10 protein-coding genes are annotated in these 20,906 nt (G+C 56.5%); 6 read left to right on the top strand and 4 right to left on the bottom strand.

What is annotated here, in order from left to right; translation table 11 throughout:
- Positions 1 to 285: 285 nt before the first annotated feature.
- The 3 genes from QQ91_RS21935 to QQ91_RS14590 are packed head-to-tail and all read right to left on the bottom strand — an operon-like array spanning position 286 to position 1,512.
- Positions 286 to 414: a DUF6841 family protein gene (locus tag QQ91_RS21935; RefSeq protein ID WP_510980329.1), complete on the bottom strand. Its 129-nt coding sequence runs from the start codon at positions 412 to 414 to the stop codon at positions 286 to 288.
- 3 nt (positions 415 to 417) lie between these two features.
- Positions 418 to 714: a nuclear transport factor 2 family protein gene (locus tag QQ91_RS14585; protein WP_166282962.1), complete on the bottom strand. Its 297-nt coding sequence runs from the start codon at positions 712 to 714 to the stop codon at positions 418 to 420.
- A 15-nt stretch (positions 715 to 729) separates the two neighbouring features.
- Positions 730 to 1,512: an alpha/beta fold hydrolase gene (locus QQ91_RS14590; protein ID WP_166282964.1), complete on the bottom strand. Its 783-nt coding sequence runs from the start codon at positions 1,510 to 1,512 to the stop codon at positions 730 to 732.
- A gap of 431 nt (positions 1,513 to 1,943) precedes the next feature.
- On the opposite strand from QQ91_RS14590, the gene QQ91_RS14595 reads away from it, so the two are divergent.
- The 6 genes from QQ91_RS14595 (at position 1,944) to QQ91_RS14620 (ending at position 19,059) form a co-directional block, all read left to right on the top strand.
- Positions 1,944 to 5,594, top strand: a complete 3,651-nt coding sequence (locus QQ91_RS14595; protein WP_166282966.1) for a helix-turn-helix domain-containing protein — start codon at positions 1,944 to 1,946, stop codon at positions 5,592 to 5,594.
- Between the two features lie 475 nt (positions 5,595 to 6,069).
- Entirely contained in the window at positions 6,070 to 8,217 is a 2,148-nt protein-coding gene (locus QQ91_RS14600) for an AMP-dependent synthetase/ligase (protein WP_166282968.1), read from the top strand.
- A gap of 76 nt (positions 8,218 to 8,293) precedes the next feature.
- The gene (locus QQ91_RS14605) at positions 8,294 to 10,660 is read left to right on the top strand and encodes a 3-hydroxyacyl-CoA dehydrogenase/enoyl-CoA hydratase family protein (protein ID WP_166282970.1); all 2,367 of its coding nucleotides are present in this window, start codon (positions 8,294 to 8,296) and stop codon (positions 10,658 to 10,660) included.
- Positions 10,661 to 10,712: 52 nt separating this feature from the next.
- Positions 10,713 to 11,894: a thiolase family protein gene (locus QQ91_RS14610; RefSeq protein WP_166282972.1), complete on the top strand. Its 1,182-nt coding sequence runs from the start codon at positions 10,713 to 10,715 to the stop codon at positions 11,892 to 11,894.
- A 107-nt stretch (positions 11,895 to 12,001) separates the two neighbouring features.
- Positions 12,002 to 14,488, top strand: a complete 2,487-nt coding sequence (locus tag QQ91_RS14615) for an acyl-CoA dehydrogenase (protein WP_166282974.1) — start codon at positions 12,002 to 12,004, stop codon at positions 14,486 to 14,488.
- A gap of 305 nt (positions 14,489 to 14,793) precedes the next feature.
- A complete protein-coding gene (locus QQ91_RS14620; protein WP_166282976.1) occupies positions 14,794 to 19,059 on the top strand; it encodes an nSTAND1 domain-containing NTPase in 4,266 nt (1,421 codons plus the stop codon).
- Positions 19,060 to 19,096: 37 nt separating this feature from the next.
- On the opposite strand, the gene QQ91_RS14625 is transcribed toward QQ91_RS14620, so the two are convergent.
- Positions 19,097 to 20,906, bottom strand: a 1,810-nt coding sequence (locus QQ91_RS14625) for a hydantoinase B/oxoprolinase family protein (RefSeq protein WP_201277473.1), incomplete at its 5' end; no start/stop codon positions are given.

A 20,906-nucleotide genomic window follows, 5' to 3' on the forward strand; every position in this document is an offset into this window, starting at 1 on the left:
TCTTGCAAAACTAGCTTATCTCCTCTTTTCGCAATCTTCAGAAATGACCTGATTTTTTTAAGCCTGAGTAGTTACCATAATTCCGAAATCGGGGTGTTATACGGACAGTGTCCGTATAATTCCGAGATTGGTGTATTACCCAGACTAGAGCGATCGCTAATAAAGTGTATTAATTTTCGATCGCCCTGAATAATATCTGGAACCTCACCCCCAAGTCTGTGGGAAAAAATCATGAAAAATCAGGTTCTCATCTAAAAAAACTCTAAAGTCGGGGCGAGGTTCCACTTAATAAATCAGGCCCAGAACAATCCGCCAGCCCTGATCCTGCTTGCGAAAGGTGTAGCTAAAGCGAAATTCCTCCAGCACCTTCCCCTCCTGGCTCAACCTTTTTGCCCGCCCAGCGGCGATCGCCAGATCTTATGCCAGAATCTGCACCTCCAGGTTGCCCTCCAGTTCGCTATGGCTAAAATTTTGGCCACGCAGCGCCTTAAATAGCCGCCCTAACCCAATGCGACCTTTGATCGGCCCAAGCCAGCGATCCAAACCCACGGGCGGTTTGTCTCGATCAATGAGGATGATTGGATAGGCGTAGTAGGACAACACCGCCTCAATATCCTGGCGGCTAAAAGCCTGGGTATAGGCTTGAAAGGTTTCTTGCACCTCCTGAATCATGGATTCGGGAGAATATTGTTGTGTTGGGGTAAGTTCTTGCATAGTCAATAGAGGATTTCAAGATAGAGCTAAAAACATTTGGATCTGTTCAGCCGTGGTTTGGGCATGGCTGTAGCAAAAGCCGTGGGCGGCTTCTGGGATAATTTCCAGACGCGCCTTGGGGATCCGCTCCGCTAGCAGTTGACTATTGGCGGCAGGAATGGCAATGTCGCGATCGCCCGTAATCACCAGCGTCGGGGCGACGATATCAGCGAGCCGGTCACAGGTATCGTGGGTGGCGATCGCATTGAGTTGACGATGGAGCGCCGAGCCAGAGCTATGGTAGGGGCGGGTCTGATCCAAGAAATCGTTGATGGACCCTTGATGCTGGTCAAGATACTCTGGAGTGAACAGGAGAGAAGGCAGATTTCCGGATAGAAAGCCCGTAAAGTCGCCGGGTTGACTACAGTCACCCCCCGCAAAGGTGCAGCCTAAAATCAGTCTATCGACCGTGTTGGGGTGACGAAGGGCCAAATGCTGGGCGATCGCCCCTCCCATACTGACGCCGAAAATATCGGCTTTAGAAATTCCCAGCGCCTTGATCAGGCCAGCGGTATCGTCCGCCATATCCTGGATTGTGTAATTCCGGCGCGACTCCTGGGTGAGTCCCGCATCGCGGTTATCAAACAGGATGAGCTGATGGCTGGAAGACAGGCGTTGGATTAAATCCGCCCCCCAATCTCGCAGACTGAAGCTCAGCCCGATAATCATCACCAGGGGTGGACCGCTGCCCTGGATTTGGTAATGGATATCAATATCACCCACGGTTTGGGTGCGTCGGGACAGGGAACGGCTGGTCATATTAACAAACCTAGAGCCTAGGCGGAAATTGACTGGGCAGGAATTGAGACTCCAGGGGTGAGGGAAAAGATCACATTAAAGGTGCCCTGGAGTCTCAGGAGCAACCTTAAGGATTTTGGAGCTGCATGTCTGTGGGGCAAAATCATAAAAAATCAGGTGTTTGCTGAGCGGTTCATTCAAGCTCAGGAAGGTGGACGAGGGGCTAGAATTATTCAGTCTCGCCTTTGGGGAGGCGAAATAATCCTAGGATCAAGGGTTCCAGCGATCGCCCTGACTCTCAAGGGTCCATCAGGACCGTTTCTGCAGTTCAACAAAAATCATAAAAAATCTGACATTTTTTTGTAACTCAGTGTAAATTCATCCCAAGGGGTATTTCTAAGCTTTGCTTTGGAGTCTTTCATACTTGGGTGTGGACTGAGGAAGAGGAAACTATGGGGGCTATGGAGGATGTGCTCTCGATGCTGGATAAAATTCTGGCACCGGGCAGATTAAGCAACCTGCAAGAAAAAATTGTGCGCGGCTGTTGGGAGGGGCAAACCTACGCCCAAATCGCCGCTGACACAGGATACGACGATGACTACATCCGCGATGTCGGCTTCCAGCTCTGGCGATCGCTCTCTGCGGCTCTGGACTGTAAGGTCTCCAAAAGTAACTTTAAAACCATCCTGCGCCGCCTGCCGGAGCTGACCAGTCCCGCCTTAAACAGTCCAGACCTAACCCATCCGGCCGCACCGCCTCCAGCGGTTGACCCGCTCTCCGCCCCCGCCCGCCAGGACTGGAGCTTAGCGGCTGATGTGTCTCACTTTTGGGGCCGCGATCGCGAATTGGCCACCCTGGGCCAGTGGATCCGGCGCGATCGCTGTCGGCTGATTTGCCTGTTGGGGATGGGGGGGATTGGCAAGACCGTTCTGGGGATTCGCCTGGCCCAAACCCTGCTGGCTGACTTTGATCTGATTCTGTGGCGATCGCTCAAGGCCGCACCGCCCCTGGGTGAACTGCTCACGAACCTGCTCAAAGCCCTCACCCCCAGCCAAGAGGCCCCCCTGCCCAGCTCCCTCCCGGAGAAAATTGACCTGAGCCTGGAGATCCTGCGCCAGCAGCGATGCCTGATTATCCTCGATAACTTTGATGTGCTCCTAGAGAGTCAGCAGCACTGCGGCATCTTTCAACCCCAGCACGCCGAGTATGGCTTCTGGCTGCAAACCCCGGGTGAGACTTACCACGCCAGCACCCTGATCATCACCAGCCGCGAAAAACCCCAGGATTTTGACGGCCTGGAAGGGGATCGCTTGCCCGTGCGCAGTTTTTACCTGAAGGGTCTGGATGCGATCGCCAGTCAGGAGATTTTGCACCATAAAGGTCTGACCGGAGCAGCACCGGATCTCCAGCAGCTCATCGATCACTACCAGGGACATCCCCTGGCCCTGAAAATTATCTCCAGCACCATTTGCGATTTGTTTCAGGGCAATATTTCTCAATATTTGCAGCAGCGCCAAGGGCTGTTCAACGGGTTAGAGCGGCTGCTCTCGATCCAGATGCAGCGGCTGTCTCCCCTAGAGCGCGATCTAATTCAGTGGATTGCCCTCCACCCGGATCCCTGTCCGCTCGACCAAATCCAGGCAGATTTACTCACCCCCACCCCTAGGGCCAGAGTCCTGGAAGCCTTAGAATCGCTGCAGCGGCGATCGCTCCTGGAAACCCATCAGCGACAGGGCGATCGTGCCTTGCTGGTGAGCTTGCAGCCGGTGATTATGGAATATCTGCTCCACAGCCTGATTGACCAGGTGTTTACGGAAATTCAGGCCATCGCCCCCGTGGTATTTCTGCGCTATGCCCTGGTCAAAGCTCAAATTGAAGACTACCTACAGGAGGCTCAAACCCGGCTGGTGCTAGTGCCTCTAACCCAGCAGCTCCAGAGCGCCTTTGGCAGCGCGATCGCCCTGACTCAGCATCTGCAGCAGGTTTTACAGCATTTGCAAACCCTCCCCAGTGCGGTCATCGGCTACGGCGGGGGTAATCTCTTGAACCTATTGCGGCACCTGCAGGTGGATCTGCGCGGGTATGACTTCAGCCAGTTGACCATCCGCCAAGCCCTGTTACACGATCTGTCGCTCCGCGAGACCAACTTTGCCCAAGTCACCTTTCGTGACTGCCGTTTTGCCAACACTTTTGGCGGGATTACCAGCATTGCCTTTAGTCCCGACGGCGCGCAGTTTGCCACCAGCGACACCAACGGCGGCGTCACGGTCTGGTCCACCTCGGGGCTGCATCCCGTGGCCCAATGTCTAGGCCATGACTTCTGGACCTGGGCGGTGAGCTTCCATCCCACGCGCCCCCTGCTGGCCAGCTGCGGCCAGGATCGCACGATTCGGCTATGGAATTCCCAGACGGGTCATTGTCAAGCAGTCCTGCAAGGTCACAGCAGCATTGTCACCCACATTGGGTTTAGTCCCGATGGCCAAACCCTGGTGAGCAGCAGTACCGATGCCACCCTAAAGCAATGGGATATCCAGAGCGGTCAATGTCTGCAAACCCTATCCGGCCATGAAAAATGCGTCTGGGGATGTGCCTTCTCGCCCGATGGACGAACCCTTTACAGCGCCGGAGAAGACTGCCGTATCCGCGTCTGGAATGTGTCAATGGGTACCTGCCTGCGCGAGATACCGGCCCATTCCCAATGGATTATGGCGATCGCCCTCAGCCCCGATGGGCGCCTGTTGGCCACCGCCAGCATGGATCAGACGGTGCAGATCTGGAGTTCGCAAACGGGCGTCTGTCTGCACACCTTCACCGGCCATGAGGCCCCGGTGGTGACGGTGGCCTTTAGCCCCGACGGTCGCACCCTGGCCAGCGGCAGCTACGATCAAACGGTGCGCCTGTGGAATACCCAAACGGGCAAATGCTTGCAACGGCTGGATAAGCATACCAATCGTCTCTGGACCGTGCAGTTTCATCCCCAAGGACACCTCCTGGCCAGCGGTGGCGATGATAATACCGCCCGCTTTTGGAATCCCGTTACGGGGGAAACCCAAACCACTCTACAGGGCTACAGCAACGGCATTTTTGAACTGGCACTGCATCCCCATCAACGGTTATTGGCCAGCGCCCATGAAGATCAAACCGTGCGCCTCTGGCACTTGCCCGCCGCCTGGCCCTCCCCGCAGCCGGTGGAACCCTACGCCACCTTGCGGGGGCATCACAACCGCGTGTTTGCCCTGGCCTTTAGCGCCGATGGTGAATGGTTGGCCAGCGGAAGCCTAGATCGCACCATTAAGCTGTGGGATCTCAAGACTCAGCGCTGTAACCAGACGCTCCAGGGGCACCGCAGCTGGATTTGGGACATTGCCTTTCATCCCCAAGTCCCGATCTTGGCCAGCGCTAGCTACGATCGCACCGTGAAGCTGTGGGATCTGCGTCAGGGCACCTGCCTGCGTACCCTGGAAGGCCATCCCGGCTCGGCGGTGAGCGTGGCCTTTAGTCCTGATGGGCAGTGGCTGGCCAGTGGCGGCTATGAGCAGGTGATCCGGCTGTGGCATTGGGAAACCGGCGAGTGTGTGCGAACCTGGCTGGCCCATGCCAACCGCGTCTGGGCGCTGGCCTTTAGCCCCGATGGACAAACCCTGGCCACGGCCGGAGAAGATCAGCAGATTATGCTCTGGTCGGTGCAGAGCGGGGCACAGCAGCAGATCCTCACCGGACATGAGCAGGCGGTGCTCTGCCTCCGCTTTAGCCCCGATGGACAATTTCTGTGGAGCAGCAGTGGCGATCGCACCGTGCGGCAATGGGCGGTGCACACAGGGGATTGCCTGCAAACCTACTGCGGCCATCAGCAATGGGTTTGGTCCCTGGCCATACTGGCAAAGGGCCAGCTTTTGAGTAGCAGCCAAGATGAAACAATTCGGTGCTGGGATTGCTCGAAGGGACAGTCCCTGCAAACCCTGACCGTTCCCCGTCCCTATGCCGAGATGGAGATTGGGGGCGTGACCGGACTCACGCTTGCTCAACATCAAGCTCTGGAGGTGCTGGGTGCTCGCAGCAGGAAGATTGCTTCTCCAAAGCCATCCCTGGCTGCACCACGATAGAGTCTGGCATCAAGCCAGACCCGGTTCATCCTGCTTTTGGGAACTCAATGAGAAATGTAAAACTACGGTGGCTGGCTCACTTTGAGGCGTGTTAAACTAAATCTATTCGTTAAGTATAAATATCAACTCAATTCTTTACTTATCTTCACATTACTCTGAACTGATATTTCTGACTCAATTCACCTCCAATATTTATCGTTCTGACCATTCCTGTGAAGTTCCTAGTTGAAAGCTTGGGTTGATACTCCCGAAATTTGGGAATAGGTGGGGCGGAGTGAGAACAGTGCTTCCCCGATCGTTGCCAAACCTGTTGTCCTGGGTTTCGAAACGGTCTTCTGCGCGTTGAGATCAAGTTTATGGTTTTCGGCGTGTCAGTATGGCCGTTGCCGTTTATTCAATGTAGGGGCAGAGGGTCGCAAGGCTTTCTGGATGGGCGATGCAAATCTCATGCCTTTGGCGAACTCCACGTTCTGAAATGACAGAAGCTGCAATTCGAGGGTGGACCCTACCTGCACTTCTAAGCGATGCCTGTCAGCATCATCACAATTCCCAGGCTTTTCATCAGCTGAGTGGGTCTGATTGGCAGTCCTATTCCACGCAAGATCTACAAGTCACGGCCCAGGAACTAGCCGTCGGCCTGTGGGAACTGGGCTTGGCACCGGGCGATCGCGTCGGGTTGCTCCTATTTAGCGACGTCTTTTTTCTGGCGGCCGATATGGGCTCTCAGGTGGCCAACCTCGTCAATGTCCCCATTGATCTCAGTCAGACCCTTGAAAATATTATTTATAGTCTGCACCACAGTCGCTCGCGGATTTTGTTCGTGGCCAACCGCTCCTTATTAAACCAGGTTGCGCCTTATTTATGCCATGTCGACTCCTTGCAGGCTATTATCCTCGCCGAGGTCGAAGACCCAGAGGATATTGAGCAGCATCCCCGTCCGACTCGGGATGATTTATTACACTTGCCCATTCCAGAAACCCGCGGCCTTGATCTGTCTGAGGTTCCCTACCAGGATATGCCCCACTGCACCCTTCCCTTTCAGGTGCGAGTTCTAAACTGGTCCCAACTGCGCACCCTGGGGCGAGATGCAATGGCCGCTCAGCCAGAGGTGCTGGCAGCGCTAGAGGCAGGGCGATCGCCCCAGCAACTGGCGACGATCATCTATATTCCTGGCGAGGAAGGACAACTCAAGGGAGTGATGCTTACCCAGGAAAACCTGACTAGTGCGGCTCTGGCCTCTTTTTCAGGGATGACGCGCTTAAAATGGGGCGACAAGGAATCTGTTGTTACCTTTTTACCCCTCACTCACATTTTTGCCCGCACCATGCTCTACGGCCACCTCTACTATGGCCACCGCGTCTATTTCTCCAATCCCCAGCGGGTCATGCGCCATTTACAGGATCTGCGGCCCACCATCCTCTCTACCGTGCCGCTCCTGCTGCATCGGATCTATCGCAAGTTGCGCAGCACTGTGGATCAGCCTCTGCCTGAGGTGCTGATTCCAACCTCCACAGCCCCGGTTTGGTCTAAGCTCAAAGCCCTCCAAAAATCGCTCTCAGTCCACTCGATTCAACATCGCCTGAGTCGGTATATTCAGCGCTGGGCCTTTGCGGTTGCGTCCCGCTACAGGCTAGGGCAATCTTCACCGCGATGGCCCAGGGCAATGCTGGAACGAGGGCTAGCAGAACTGATCTACTTTCAATGGCGGCGGATTTTAGGCGGTCGCCTGCGCTATTGTCTCAGCGGCGGGGCCTCGCTTCAGGGAGAGGTTGCCAACTTTTTTGCCGCCATTGGCACACCGGTGCTGCAGGGATACGGGCTTACCCAAACCAGCGCTGCCGTTACCTTTAATCGGCAGCGGCACAACCGCGCCAATACCGTCGGGCAGCCCGCCCTCGGGGTGGACTGCACCATCGCTGCGGATGGCGAAATTCTGGTGCGCGGGCCAACCGTTACCCCAGGCTACTTCCAGGCCCCAGAGACCACAGCCCTGGAAATAGATGACCAAGGCTGGTTCCATACGGGAGATTTGGGCTACTTCAATGCAGAAGGATACTTGGTTCTAACCGGTATGAAGAAGAGTTTATTTAAGCTTTCGACGGGAAAATACGTGACGCCTCTGCCCCTGGAGGCCAAGCTACAGGAGTCGGAACTCATTGATGAGGCGGTGATCGTTGGGCATGAGCGGAAGTTCTGTGGGGCGCTGTTGTTTGTCCATGACCCAACCCTGCTGGCCCTGGCCAATACCATGGCCGGCATGAAGAATCTGCCCATGTCGGCACTCCTGGAAAATCCCTGCATGGTGGGCCTGTTTCAGGCGCTGGTGAATGCAGCGAACTGTCATCTACCCTACTGGTCCACCATTCGTAAGTTTGAGCTGATTCCAGCCTCGCAAAAGCCTGCGGCCCTGCGGCGATTTAGCCATCGACTGCGTCGGCAAAGGTTACTGCATCACTTTGCCCGCGAAATTGAGCAACTCTACCAGGACCCCGCTCACCCATCCCGCCCAAGGCGATCTAAACGAGAACGAGAGTCCGCACGTCTAGAGGAACCGGGTTGTCCGAACATTCCCGTCGTGACCTGTCCGGTCACCGCTCAGTCCCTGAAAGCTGGGTATTCCTGAGGGGAGTCAGCGATGAGCACCGTCCCCCAAGGTGCATTCATGACTGTGTTGCGTTTGCCATTCAGAGGAGGTCTTCATGCATCAACCATTCCAAACGGCTGCCGTCCTCGGTGCAGGGGTGATGGGGAGTCAAATTGCGGCACATCTAGCCAATCTGGGTTTGGCGGTGGACCTGCTGGATTTAGCCTCCAGCGATGGTCCCCAAAATAGCCTGGTTGAGGGGGCTTTTCGCAAGGCCCTGCAGCTTTCGCCGCCAATCTTTTATAGCCCTAAACTGCGATCGCGGGTGCGCTTAGGCAACTACACCCAGCATTTTGACCGCCTGCGCGAAGCAGATTGGATCATCGAAGCGGTGGTGGAAAACCTGGAGATTAAGCAGGATCTCATGGCGCGCATTGAGGCCGTGGCCCGCCCGGACGCCGTCATTTCCTCAAATACTAGTGGCCTGCCCATCCAGGCGATCGCCCAGGGGCGAAGTCTGGCGTTTCGGCAGCGGTTTCTGGGCACCCACTTTTTTAATCCTCCCCGTTACCTGAAGCTGCTGGAGCTGATTCCGGGGCCTGACACCGATCCTCAAATCTTGGATCGCATGCAGTTCTTTGCGGAGCGGAGCATGGGCAAAGGCGTGGTCATTGCCAAGGACACCCCCAACTTTATTGCCAACCGCATTGGCATGTACGTGATTTTGCAGGGAATTCAGACCCTGGCCCAGCAGGACTATGCGTTCAGTGAGATTGAAACGCTGACCGGACCTCTGGTGGGACGTCCCAAGTCGGCTACCTTCCGAACCGCTGATCTGGTGGGGCTTGACACGATTGCCTATGTGGCCAAGCATCTCTATCAGGCCATCCCAGAGGACGAGCAGCGCGACCAGTTCAAAATTCCGTCAATGCTGGTGAAGCTCATTGAAACTGGATCCTTTGGGGCGAAGACCGGCCAGGGCTTCTACAAAAAGGTGAAGCGCGAGATTCTGGCCCTCAATCCCCAAACCTTTGCCTACGAGACTCAGACTCCTCCGAATTTGCCGGGACTTAAGGACCTGCTGACCATAGAGGATCTCTCGGAGCGTCTGCGGGCGATGTATGCAGATCCAGGACGGATTGGGAAGTTTTTCCGAACTTCGATGCTCAAGATTTTCTCCTACTGCGCCCATCGCATTCCAGACATTACCGACAGCCCCGCAGCGATTGATCGGGCCATGCGGTGGGGATTTGGTTGGGAACTTGGCCCCTTTGAAATATGGGATGTGCTGGGATTTCAGAGGGTGGTGCAGGCCATGCAGCAGGATCAGCTGGATGTCCCGGCCTGGATTCTGGCCATGGCGGAGCGTCAAGTTGCAGGCTTCTATAGTCCGGTCCAGATGACCGAGGCTGGACCGGTGCAGCGGGTGCAAACGCCGAGGCAAAGTCTCACCCTGGAGCCGCCGCAGGATGTCATTGATCTCAAGCAGGTCAAGGCCGACCCAGAGCGGGTAATCTGGCATAACTCGGAGTCAGCCCTGCTGGATTTAGGTGATGGTGTGGTCCTGTTTGAGTTTCGCTCCAAGGGGAATACCTTGAGCCTGAAGGTCTTAGAAGGGTTTGAAACCGCCATGGACCTGCTGGGCGATCATCCCTATCTGGGCATGGTGGTGGGAAACGAGAGCCCGCACTTTTCCGGGGGGGCAAACCTGGTGGAAATGGGCACGATGGCCCAGGAAGGAAATGTAGAGGCCATCCAGCAGCTAATCGTTTCCTTCCAGGATCTACTGCAGCGGATGCACGAGTTTCCCAAGCCCATCGTGGCGGCGGTCCAAGGACGCGCCCTGGGCGGCGGCTGCGAGTTTGTCATGGCCTGTCCCCACGTCGTCGCTGCCGCAGAGTCCTACCTAGGCTTGGTGGAGCTGAGCGTGGGGTTAATCCCCGGCGCAGGCGGAATCACTCGATTGGTGTCTGAGGTGACCCAACGGGCCGCTAGTGAGAGCCCCAGCCACATTCAACCCTTTCTGGTGCAGGCCTTTGAAACCATTGCCATGGCAAAGGTCTCGAATAGTGCCTACGAGGCTCAGGATTGGGGCTATCTCAAGCCCACAGATCAAATTTTGAGAACGGGCGATCGCCGGCTTGCGGTGGCTAAGGAAACGGTCCAGCGGCTGGCCCAGGGCGGCTATATGCCGCCGCCCAAGCGGGCCATGGTCACGGTGCTGGGGCAGCCCGGTCGCGCTCTGTTGGAAATGGCGGCTATGCAAATGCTAGAAGGGCATTACATCAGTGAATACGATTGCTTCCTGGCGGGGCAGCTGGCCTACGTGATGACGGGGGGCGATCTGACGGCGGCGGCATCGGTGCCGCAATCCTACCTCCTGCAGCTAGAGCGCCATCGCTTTATCCCGCTGCTGCGTCAGCCGAAAACCCATGCACGCATGGATCACCTGCTCAAAACTAAGAAGCCGCTGCGAAACTAAGGCGATCGCCGCCGATCTTCTGCCCATTTTCTAGGATGTGGAGGGAAAACGGATGAATAAAGCTTATTTGGTGGAATCGGTGCGGACCGCCGTGGGCAAAGCGCCGCGCGGAACCTTGCGGACCATGCGCCCCGATGACTTGGGCGCCCTTGTGGTGCAGGGCCTGCTTCAGCGCGTTCCCCAACTGCCGCCGGAGCTGATTGAAGATGTCATCATGGGCTGCGCCTTCCCGGAGGCGGAACAGGGCTTTAACCTGGGGCGCGTGGTGGCGCAGCGGGCAGGCCTCCCGGACTCGGTTCCCGGCTACACCGTTAATCGGTTTTGTGCTTCGGGTCTGCAAACCCTTGCCTCTGCGACTCAGGCGATTCTGGCAGGGCAGGCCGACGTGATCATTGCCGGCGGGGCAGAATCCATGAGCCTAATTCCCATGGGAGGGCACCAGATTGCGCCGAATCCGGACTTGATGATTGATAAGCCCGATGTCTACTGCACCATGGGACTCACGGCGGAGCATGTGGCCACGGACTACGGCATTTCGCGCTCAGACCAGGATGCCTTTGCTCTGCGATCGCATCAGCGGGCGATCCAGGCGATTCAAGACGGCAAATTTAAGGCTGAAATCATTCCGGTGCCCGTTCAAGCCACGCTGTTCATGAACGGGCAGCCCACCGCGCTGGAAACCGTGTTTGATACCGACGAAGGTCCTCGTCCTGATACCAGCCTTGAGGCTCTGGCGGCCCTCAAGCCCGTCTTCCGAGCCGATGGGACCGTCACAGCTGGAAACGCCTCCCAAACCTCCGATGGAGCGGCGGCCACCTTGGTCGTGAGTGAACGCTTGGTGCGGGAGTTAGGCCTTCAGCCCATGGGACGGTTGCTGGGCTATGCCGTAACGGGGGTTAAACCCGCAATTATGGGGATTGGTCCAGTGCAGGCGGTTCCGAAGGTGCTCAAGCAGGTGGGATTAACCCTGGATCAAATGGAACTCATTGAGCTGAATGAAGCCTTTGCCTGCCAGTCCCTGGCGGTTATGCGAGAGCTGGGGTTGGATGAAGCCAGGGTGAACGTGAACGGGGGGGCAATAGCCCTCGGGCACCCCCTGGGCTGTAGTGGGGCCAAGCTGATGGCAACGCTCCTACACGAGATGGCGCGGCGGGGACTGCGCTATGGCTTGATCACCCTGTGTGTTGGCGGCGGGATGGGGGTCGCTGGCGTGGTGGAGAATTTACGCCTCTAAACGCCTCTTTGGCGCTCATTTTCTTTCTCTATCTTTTGTTGGCGATCTTTGGCTCTCTATGGTTTTTTCCCATCGTTTATTGCTATCAATGCCGTGAGGTATCACCCATGACCGTACTGCTTTGGATATTGGGCCTGGCTTTAGGAATCCTGCTGTTGGGCTACTGGGGCCTCCCCTTGGGGGTCTGGACCGCCATCGCTGCGGGGCTGTTGTTAGTGACCAAAGCTTCAATCTGGCTCTGGGCGGTGTTTGTGGTCTTGGCGGCGGTGGCCAATCTGCCCTGGCTGCGCCAGCGGCTGCTGACTCGCCCCATCATGGGATGGATTCAAAACATGCACTGGCTTCCCCAGATCTCCGACACTGAGCGGGCGGCCATTGAAGCGGGAACCGTCTGGGTGGAGCGGGAATTCTTTACGGGACGACCGAACCTAAGGCGGATCTTGAGTGAACCCTATCCTCACATCTCCCCGGAGGTGCAGGCATTTCTAGATGGCCCTGTGGAGCAGGTTTGCCGAATGGCCACCGACTGGGAAATCTATCGGCGCAAGGATCTGCCCCCAGAGGTGTGGGCCTACCTGAAGCAAGAGCGCTTCTTTGGACTGATGATTCCTAAGGAGTATGGTGGCCTGGGATTCACCAGTTTGGCCTATAGCGCCGTGATGAATAAGCTGGCCTCACGATCCTTTACCCATGTGGCCACGGTGGGCGTGACCAATTCCCTGGGGCCAGCCAAGCTGATTCTGCGCTACGGCACGGAGGAACAGAAGCAGCATTATCTGCCCCGATTAGCCACCGGAGTGGAGATTCCCTGCTTTGCCCTGACTGAGCCCTTGGCAGGATCCGATGCCGCGAGCCTGACCTCCGAGGGCGTGGTGTTCCAGAGGGAGAATGGTGAGCTTTGGCTGCGTCTGAACTGGAACAAACGCTACATCACCCTGGGGGCGATCGCCACCCTCATCGGCCTGGCCTTCCGGCTCAAGGATCCCGACAACTTGCTGGGCAAAGGAGAAGAGGTGGGAATTACCTGTGCGCTGGTCTCTACTGATAATCCTGGCGTCTTTCAAAACCGTCGCCATGATCCCATGGGAGTTCCCTTTTATAACTCGCCCCTGGAGGGCCAGGATGTGGTGGTGCCCATCGGACAGATCATTGGTGGCGTCGAACAGGCCGGGCAGGGCTGGAAAATGATTATGCAAACCCTGGCCGCCGGTCGGGGAATTAGCTTCCCGGCCTCCTGTGCGGGGGTCTCAAAGCTGGTAGCTCGCGTTGCCGGAGCCCATGCCCTGGTGCGCCAACAGTTTGGCCTTTCGATTGGTCGCTTTGGGGGCGTCGAAGAACCCCTGGCTCGGATCGCGGGCTACACCTACCTTGTGGATGCCCTGCGGCTCTACACCCTTGGGGCTGTGGAGCAGGGAGAGCAGCCTGCCGTTGCAGCGGCGATCGCCAAGTACCAGTCCACCGAGCTGACTCGGAAGACGGTGATGGACGGGATGGATATTTTGGGTGGGTCGGGGATCTGCCGCGGTCCCCATAATCTTCTGGCTCATGTTTATACGGCGATGCCCATTGCGATCACGGTGGAGGGGGCCAATATCCTCACCCGCACGCTGATGATCTATGGGCAGGGCGCAATTCGCTGCCATCCCTACGTCTATGACGAAATCTTGGCCCTGGAGCAGGGGGATCTGGCTGCCTTTGATCGGGTCATCTGGGCGCATGTAGGGTCCAGCTTTCGGCATTTTTGCCGAGTGAAGCTGCTCACCTGGACCCGTGGGCGGCTGGCCTCCTCCCCAGTTCCGGGGGAAACGGCCCGCTATTACCAAAAGCTGCAGTGGGCCTCAGCTCTGTTTGCGCTGCTGAGCGATGTCGTTATGGTGACGCTGGGGGGGGCGCTCAAGCGCGAAGAGAAGGTAACCGGACGCTTGGCCGATATGCTCTCCTGGCTCTATCTGGGATCGGCCACCCTATGGCGGTATGAGGCCGAAGGCTTTCAGCCCGATGAACTGCCGCTGATTCACTGGGTGATGCAGACGGTGTTTGCTGCTTTCCAAGAGGCCTGTACAGGCTTGGTTGACAACATCCCAGGCCCTAGAGTCGGACGCGGCTTCCTTAAGACTGTGAGCTGGGCACTGCGGCTGAGCCCCATGGGGGGACCTCCCAGCGATGCCCTGGGCCATGAAGTTGCTCAACGGCTCCAATTGGATCGTCCAATCCGCGATCGCCTCACCCAGGGCATTTATCTCTCGACCCATCCGGACGAGGCCCTGGGACGCTTAGAGGAAGCCTTGAGGCTTTCCACCCAGGCCCTGCCGCTTCTGCAAGGGATTAAGCTGGCCAGCCGGTCTGGTCAACTGCCAAAACAAAGACCCGATCTGATCCTGGAGACGGCAATTGAGGCAGGCCTGCTGACCCAGGAGGAGGGGGATCTCCTTCAACGGGCTGAAGCGGCTCGCAAACAAGCGGTGCAGGTGGACTCCTTTACCTTCCAGGAATATCTAAACGATGGACGCAGCATGCCTGCTGTCCCGTCTCCCCCCAGTCCGCGAGGGTTAGAAGGCATCTCGCCGGTCAATCCCGTAGATCGCTCACCTTGAGGAAGAGTCCCGTCGATCCTGCCCTACGCCAGAACGACCTCGCGGCAAACGCAACCCCTGCGATCGCCAGAGCTTCTTTTACCCTGATTTCTTAATTTTTTTAGTGGACTTTAGCCTCAGGATGAGAAAACCTTTTATTTTGAAAACGTTGTTTTCAGCTGGAACAAACTCTCACCCCCTGATGGACTGGGAACAGGGTCTTGAAAAAATATTGAAACAGTCGGGTTGAGACTGAAAGGCAGGCCGACTCAATTCGCACCTGAGTCGGCCTTTCGTCATCTTGCTGCTATTGGGCAGGGTCTTTTATGGCAGATAACGGTTTTGAGCGCAATTTAGCCTGTATTATCGGCATTAATCAATATTCCAATGGTATTCCTGCACTAACCAATGCTGTCAACGACGCCCACCGGATCGCCGAGATTTTAGAGACCCAGCATCAATACCAGATTTGGCTGTATTTAGATCATCAGGCCAATCATCAAACCCTGCAGCAGTTATGGGAGGTACAACTGCCGCAGCTGATTACCCCAGGCGATCGCCTCCTGTTATATTTTGCCGGGCATGGGATTGCCTTAAATGGTGATGATGGCCCGGAAGGCTACCTCATTCCCCAAGATGCTCGCTTGGGAGAGGTCAAGGGGTACTATCCCATGGTAAAACTCCAGTCTGCCCTGGGGTCTCTTCCCTGTCGTCATTTCCTCGGTATTTTTGATTGCTGTTTTGCCGGAGCGTTTCGCTGGTCAAGCACGCGGGATATCGCCAGCATTCCGGAAGTGATTCATCAAGAGCGCTACGATCGCTTTATTCAAGATCCCGCCTGGCAGGTGATCACCTCAGCCGACTACGATCAACGGGCGTTAGATGCCTTTTCCTTAGAATCAGGGCGAGGACAGGCGGGGCCGCACTCCCCCTTTGCTGCTGCTTTAGTCGAGGCCTTGGAAGGCGCCGCGGACATTTTCCCAATGGATGTGGCCCATCAAATTCGCGGGGATGGCGTGATCACGGCCACGGAACTCTACCTTTATTTACGCGATCGCATTGAGCTTCATGCCAGAGGAGCCCATCGGCAAACGCCTGGTCTCTGGCCATTGAAGAAACATGACAAGGGCGAATATATTTTCCTGACGCCAGGTCATGTGCTCAACTTGCCCCCCTCGCCGCCCCTGGATGAAAGCCTCAATCCCTACCGCGGATTAGAAGCCTTTGAGGAGAGGCACCATGCGTTATTTTTTGGTCGCGATATCTTGACGCAAGAACTCACCACCTTTGTGGAGAATCATGGGTTAAGCGTGGTTCTAGGTGCCTCTGGATCCGGAAAATCCAGTTTAGTCAAAGCGGGCCTAATTCCCAATCTCAGGCAACGGGACTGGCAGATCTTGCCCCCTATCCGGCCTGGAGATGCCCCCGTCAGGAATTTATTAGATCTGTTGCAGGCTCAATCTGTGCCGGACAAAAGCGCCCTGCACCTGGATCGATCCTTTCTTGCAGATTATCTGGCCCTGCAGCGTCAACGCGCACCACAGACCCCAATTTGTCTGATTATCGATCAGTACGAAGAGTTGGTTACACTCTGTGCATCTGTAGAAGATCGCCAGGCATTTCAGCAGCTTTTAAGGGATGCCCTGGCAGCCCAGCCCGAGACCTTTCATGTCGTCATAACCCTGCGATCGGATTACGAACCCCATTTTCGCGGGGCAGGATGGCAGTCGCAATGGACCAGGGATCGATTTATTGTCCCCTCCATGACGCGCCAAGAACTCCGTGCGGCCATTGAACAACCGGCTTCGGAACGGGTGCTGTATTTTGAGCCCTCGGATTTGGTCGAGCGCCTGATTGAGGAAGTGGATCAAATGCCCGGTGCCCTGCCGCTGCTGTCCTTCACCTTGAGTGAGCTTTACCTGCAATATTTACGCAACGTCCGCAGCGGGCAGACTCAAAATCGAGCAATTACCCAGGCCGACTATGAACAGATCGGTGGAGTGGCCCAGGCGCTGACACAGCGAGCCGATGCTGAATATGAAGCCTTAATTGGAGAAGACCCGCAGATCGATCAAACGATTCAGCGATTGATGCTGCGGATGATTGCCGTGGGCAGTGGGGAATTGGCAAGACGCCGTGTCATGCTCACGGAATTGCGTTACGAGAAGGAGGAACAGGCGCGAGTTGAGCGGGTGATCCAGCAGTTCACCGCCGCTCGCCTGTTTGTGGAAGGTCAGGATGTGCAGGGCCATCCCTATGTTGAGCCCGCCCATGACGCCTTGATCCGGGGATGGCAGCGCCTATTGCTGTGGTTAAAGGCGGAAGAGGAACGGATTGTCCTACAGCGGCGGTTAACCCCTGCAGCCCTGGAATGGCATGAAAACCGGCAAGGAAAATTTCTCTGGAACGCCGATCCCCGCTTAGCCTTGTTAAAGCAGTTATTCGCTGCGGATAGGGCCTGGTTTAATCAGGTGGAAGCAGAATTCATTCAGCACAGTCTTTGGCTGAAACGACGCAATGTTTTGGCGCGGTGGAGTGCCTTAATTCTTGCGTTTTTAGGACTCACATCCCTGACATTATGGGCGCTCTGGAACCAGCGCAACTTGTTAATTAAGCAAGCGGGGGTGTTCAGAAATGCTGCGGAGGTTAACCTGGTTTCTTTACCGACGGCCTTCAATAGCATTCAAGATAGCTGGGAAGCATTGCAGACCTTATCCAATCCATTGCTGAGGCTATCGCCACCCTCCGCTGCCTTTCAAGAACAAGTGCGAGGAACCGTTCTCAGTTCGCTCTATCAAAATCACGAACAAGCGCGACTGGAATTTGGCAGTGTGACCGTGCGCGGGCAGCTTCATTCTGCCGGAGATCGATTTGCGATCGCGGCTGAAAATGGCGCCCTCAGTCTTTGGACCCTGTCTGGAGATAAACTTCAAGACTGGAGAGCCGATGCCGTGCGGCTCAACCGTGTTGCCTTCCATCCCCAGCGGCCCGAGCTGGTCACGGCTGGAGAAGCGGGGAATTTAGTGATTTGGTCCCAGCAGGGCAAGGTGATCCGGCGACTGGAGGGATCTAGGCATTTAGATCTGGTCTCGGTGAGCTACAGCCCCAATGGTCGCTATTTATCTGCGGCCTTTCAAAATGGAATGCTGGGAATTTGGACGGACTCTGGTGACTTGAAGAAGCTATGGAGGGCGCACTCCGGGATGACGAAGACCGTTCACTTTAGTCCCAACAGTCAGGAAATCGTGACCTCTGGAGCGGATGGACAAACCCGGCGCTGGTCAATCGAGGGCCAGGGCTTAAAATCATTTTTAAACCATGCCTGGGAAGTGGTTTACAGTCCAGATGGCAAATTATTGGCCAGTGCGGGAGATGATGGGGCCTATTCCCTCTGGACCCTAGGCGGGGAAAAGGTGAGCCAGTGGCAAGCGGACGCAGAGCGACTCTGGGCCATTGCCCTTCGTCCAGACGGCAACGAGATTGCCACGGCGGGAGAGGATGGCATCGTGCGCCTGTGGACAAAAAATGGCAGGGTCATCCAGGAATATCGGGGCCATACCGGGCCGGTTCGCAGCGTTGGCTACACCCCGGATCAAAAATACCTGCTAACCAGCGGGGATGACGGCACGGCCAGGATCTGGTCAACGCAGAATGTTTTGCCAGCGGTTCTTGCCACGGGGATGCCCCTGCACTGCTTTGCGGTTCATCCTCAGGAGGAGAAGATGGTTGGAGGAGGCCAAAGCGGGACCTTAGGGGTGTGGGGGCTGACCTCTCAGCGCTTGCAAGTCTTAGATCTGAAGGAAATGACCCTGAGTCATGGGATTCAAGATGTGCAGTTTAGTCCCCAGGGAGAGACCCTGGCGATCGCCCTGGAGAATGGCACGATTGAACTGTGGAACCGCACAATGACAGCAAAAACCACGATTTCTGGGCACCGAGGCGCCGTTAACAGCCTTAAGTTCAGTCCTAACGGTCTTTATCTCCTCAGTGGCGGGGAGGATGGCCAGATTCGCCTCTGGACCGCTCAAGGACGTCCCTTGCAGGTGCTGCAAAGTCAGCAAGGATCGGTGTTCTCCGTAGACCTGAGTCCCCAGAGCCAGCAGATCCTTAGTGCCGGCCGAGATGGAACGATTCGGCTTTGGTCTATGGAGGGAACCTTGATCCATACCTTTCGCGGCCATATTGGGTCGATCCAAAGGGTCCAGTTTCAGCCTGTCTCAGAGCAGGCTCAAGCAGACCTCATTGCCAGTGCCGGTCAAGATGGAACCATTCGCCTCTGGTCCATAAAGCAGCGGCAGCCCACCGGACTGTTTCGGGTGATGGGCGACCGTGCAGAGGCGTTAGCCTTCAGTCCGGATGGGATGTGGCTGGCGAGTAGCGATCGCGAGGGGGGATTACAAATTTGGAATATCCCTCAGAAAACTCGCTTTGCGCAGTGGAGAGCCCATGCCAATCCAGTGGTGGATCTGGCCTTTAGTCACCAGAGTCAGTTCGTGATTAGTGCCGATGATCAAGGAAACCTCAAACGCTGGCAGTTGTTTAGCCTCAAGGACTTAAAAGGCCAGATCTCCCATTTTTCATCAGGCCCTTAGATGCCAGCTCAATTGTCGCCTAGAAGTGAGGGGGACTTTACTCCGAACCATACCCGCCGCCACCCGGAGTCTGGATCTCAAACACATCACCGGGCTGAAGGTCAACCTCTGCCCGAGATCCAAGGTACTCCGTAGTTCCGTCAATCCGCTTAAGGCGGTTCTCGCCCACCCATCCTGGCGATCCTCCCGCGAGTCCAAAGGGGGGAATACGCCGATGGCCCGATAAAATTGCGGCGGTCATGGCCTCTCGAAAGCGCAGCCGACGCAGGACGCCATTGCCACCGCAGAAGCGTCCCGGCCCTCCACTGTGGGGCCGAATTGCAAATTCCTCCAGGATCACCGGGAATCTCCATTCCAGCACCTCAGGGTCCGTCAGGTGAGAATTGGTCATGTGGGTTTGCACCGCATCAGTTCCGGCAAAATCGGGTCCAGCCCCTGATCCACCGCAGATGGTTTCGTAATACTGATGGGTCTGGTTCCCAAAGGTAAAGTTATTCATGGTGCCCTGGGCTGCGGCCATCACCCCCAGGGCGCCGTAGAGGGCATTGGCCAGGGCCTGAGAGGTTTCTACATTCCCGGCCACCACGGCAGCGGGATAGATGGGATTCAGGAGGCAGCCCTCTGGCAGGGTCAGGTGCAGGGGCTTCAGGCAACCGGCATTGAGGGGAATATCGTCCTCAACGAGCGTCCGAAACACGTATAGGACTACGGCCTTGCAGATGGCGCGGGGGGCGTTTAGGTTATTGGCCTGCTGCGGCGAAGTGCCCGTAAAGTCGATGTGGGCCGTCCGCTGCTGGCGATCAATGGTAATTTGGAGACGGATCTCGCAGCCTTCGTCCATGGGGTAAACAAACTGCCCGTCCTGAAGGCGATCAATGGCACGACGCACCGACTCCTCTGCGTTATCTTGAACATGCTGCATGTAGGCCTGAACGGTTTGCAGGCCATAACGCTGCACCAGGGCCACCAATTCCTGAACCCCCCGTGCATTGGCCGCAACCTGTGCCCGCAGATCGGCAATGTTTTGGTCAATATTGCGGGCTGGATAGGGACCCTGGCCTAGGTGCGATCGCAGGTCTTGCTCCAAAAATTCTCCTTGCCGAACCAGCGGCAGATTATCCAGCAAAATTCCCTCCTCGGCAATCGTGCGGCTATGGGGCGGCATGGATCCGGGGGTGATGCCGCCAATATCGGCATGATGACCCCGCGACGCCACGTAGAAGAGAGGATCTGCCCCTGTATTCGCCTCGACAAACACGGGAGTAATCACCGTAATGTCCGGTAAATGCGTCCCCCCGTCAAACGGGTTGTTGGCCACATAGACCTCACCGGGACTGAATGCGCCCTGGGTTTTGGCAATGAGGCTACAGACGCTCTCGCTCATTGACCCCAGGTGTACCGGGATATGGGGGGCGTTGGCCACGAGCTGACCCTGCTGATCAAATATGGCGCAGGAAAAGTCTAGCCGTTCCTTAATATTGACCGAGACGCTGGTATTGCGCAGAGTAATGCCCATTTCCTCGGCGATCGCCCGGAACAGATGATTAAAGATTTCTAGAAAAACAGGGTCTGGGTAGGAAAGATCCTGGAGTCCCCGTCGGGATCGCGGCGAAGCGGAGGGGCTGATGAAGGGCGTTGCGGCAGCAAGCGAACGTTTTTCCAAGATCAAATGATTGTGCTGGGTGATGGAGGCACACCATCCCGGCTCCACCACATTGGTGCCTGTGGTTTCCACGATCAGGGCAGGGCCTGAAATTGTATCCCCTGGGCACAGATGCGGGCGCGGATAGACCGGAGCTGCGTGCCAGCGATCTTTGGTGTAGAGATCTGCCATGGCTGCGGGCTGC

The sequence above is a fragment of the Lyngbya confervoides BDU141951 genome, from assembly GCF_000817775.3.
GTDB classification, from domain to species: Bacteria; Cyanobacteriota; Cyanobacteriia; order Thermosynechococcales; family Thermosynechococcaceae; genus Lyngbya; species Lyngbya confervoides.

Coding starts and splice junctions, on each gene's coding strand:
- QQ91_RS14585 (WP_166282962.1), bottom strand. CDS start 714: ATGCAAGAACTTACCCCAACACAACAATATTCTCCCGAATCCATGATT.
- QQ91_RS14590 (WP_166282964.1), bottom strand. CDS start 1,512: ATGACCAGCCGTTCCCTGTCCCGACGCACCCAAACCGTGGGTGATATT.
- QQ91_RS14595 (WP_166282966.1), top strand. CDS start 1,944: ATGGGGGCTATGGAGGATGTGCTCTCGATGCTGGATAAAATTCTGGCA.
- QQ91_RS14600 (WP_166282968.1), top strand. CDS start 6,070: ATGACAGAAGCTGCAATTCGAGGGTGGACCCTACCTGCACTTCTAAGC.
- QQ91_RS14605 (WP_166282970.1), top strand. CDS start 8,294: ATGCATCAACCATTCCAAACGGCTGCCGTCCTCGGTGCAGGGGTGATG.
- QQ91_RS14610 (WP_166282972.1), top strand. CDS start 10,713: ATGAATAAAGCTTATTTGGTGGAATCGGTGCGGACCGCCGTGGGCAAA.
- QQ91_RS14615 (WP_166282974.1), top strand. CDS start 12,002: ATGACCGTACTGCTTTGGATATTGGGCCTGGCTTTAGGAATCCTGCTG.
- QQ91_RS14620 (WP_166282976.1), top strand. CDS start 14,794: ATGGCAGATAACGGTTTTGAGCGCAATTTAGCCTGTATTATCGGCATT.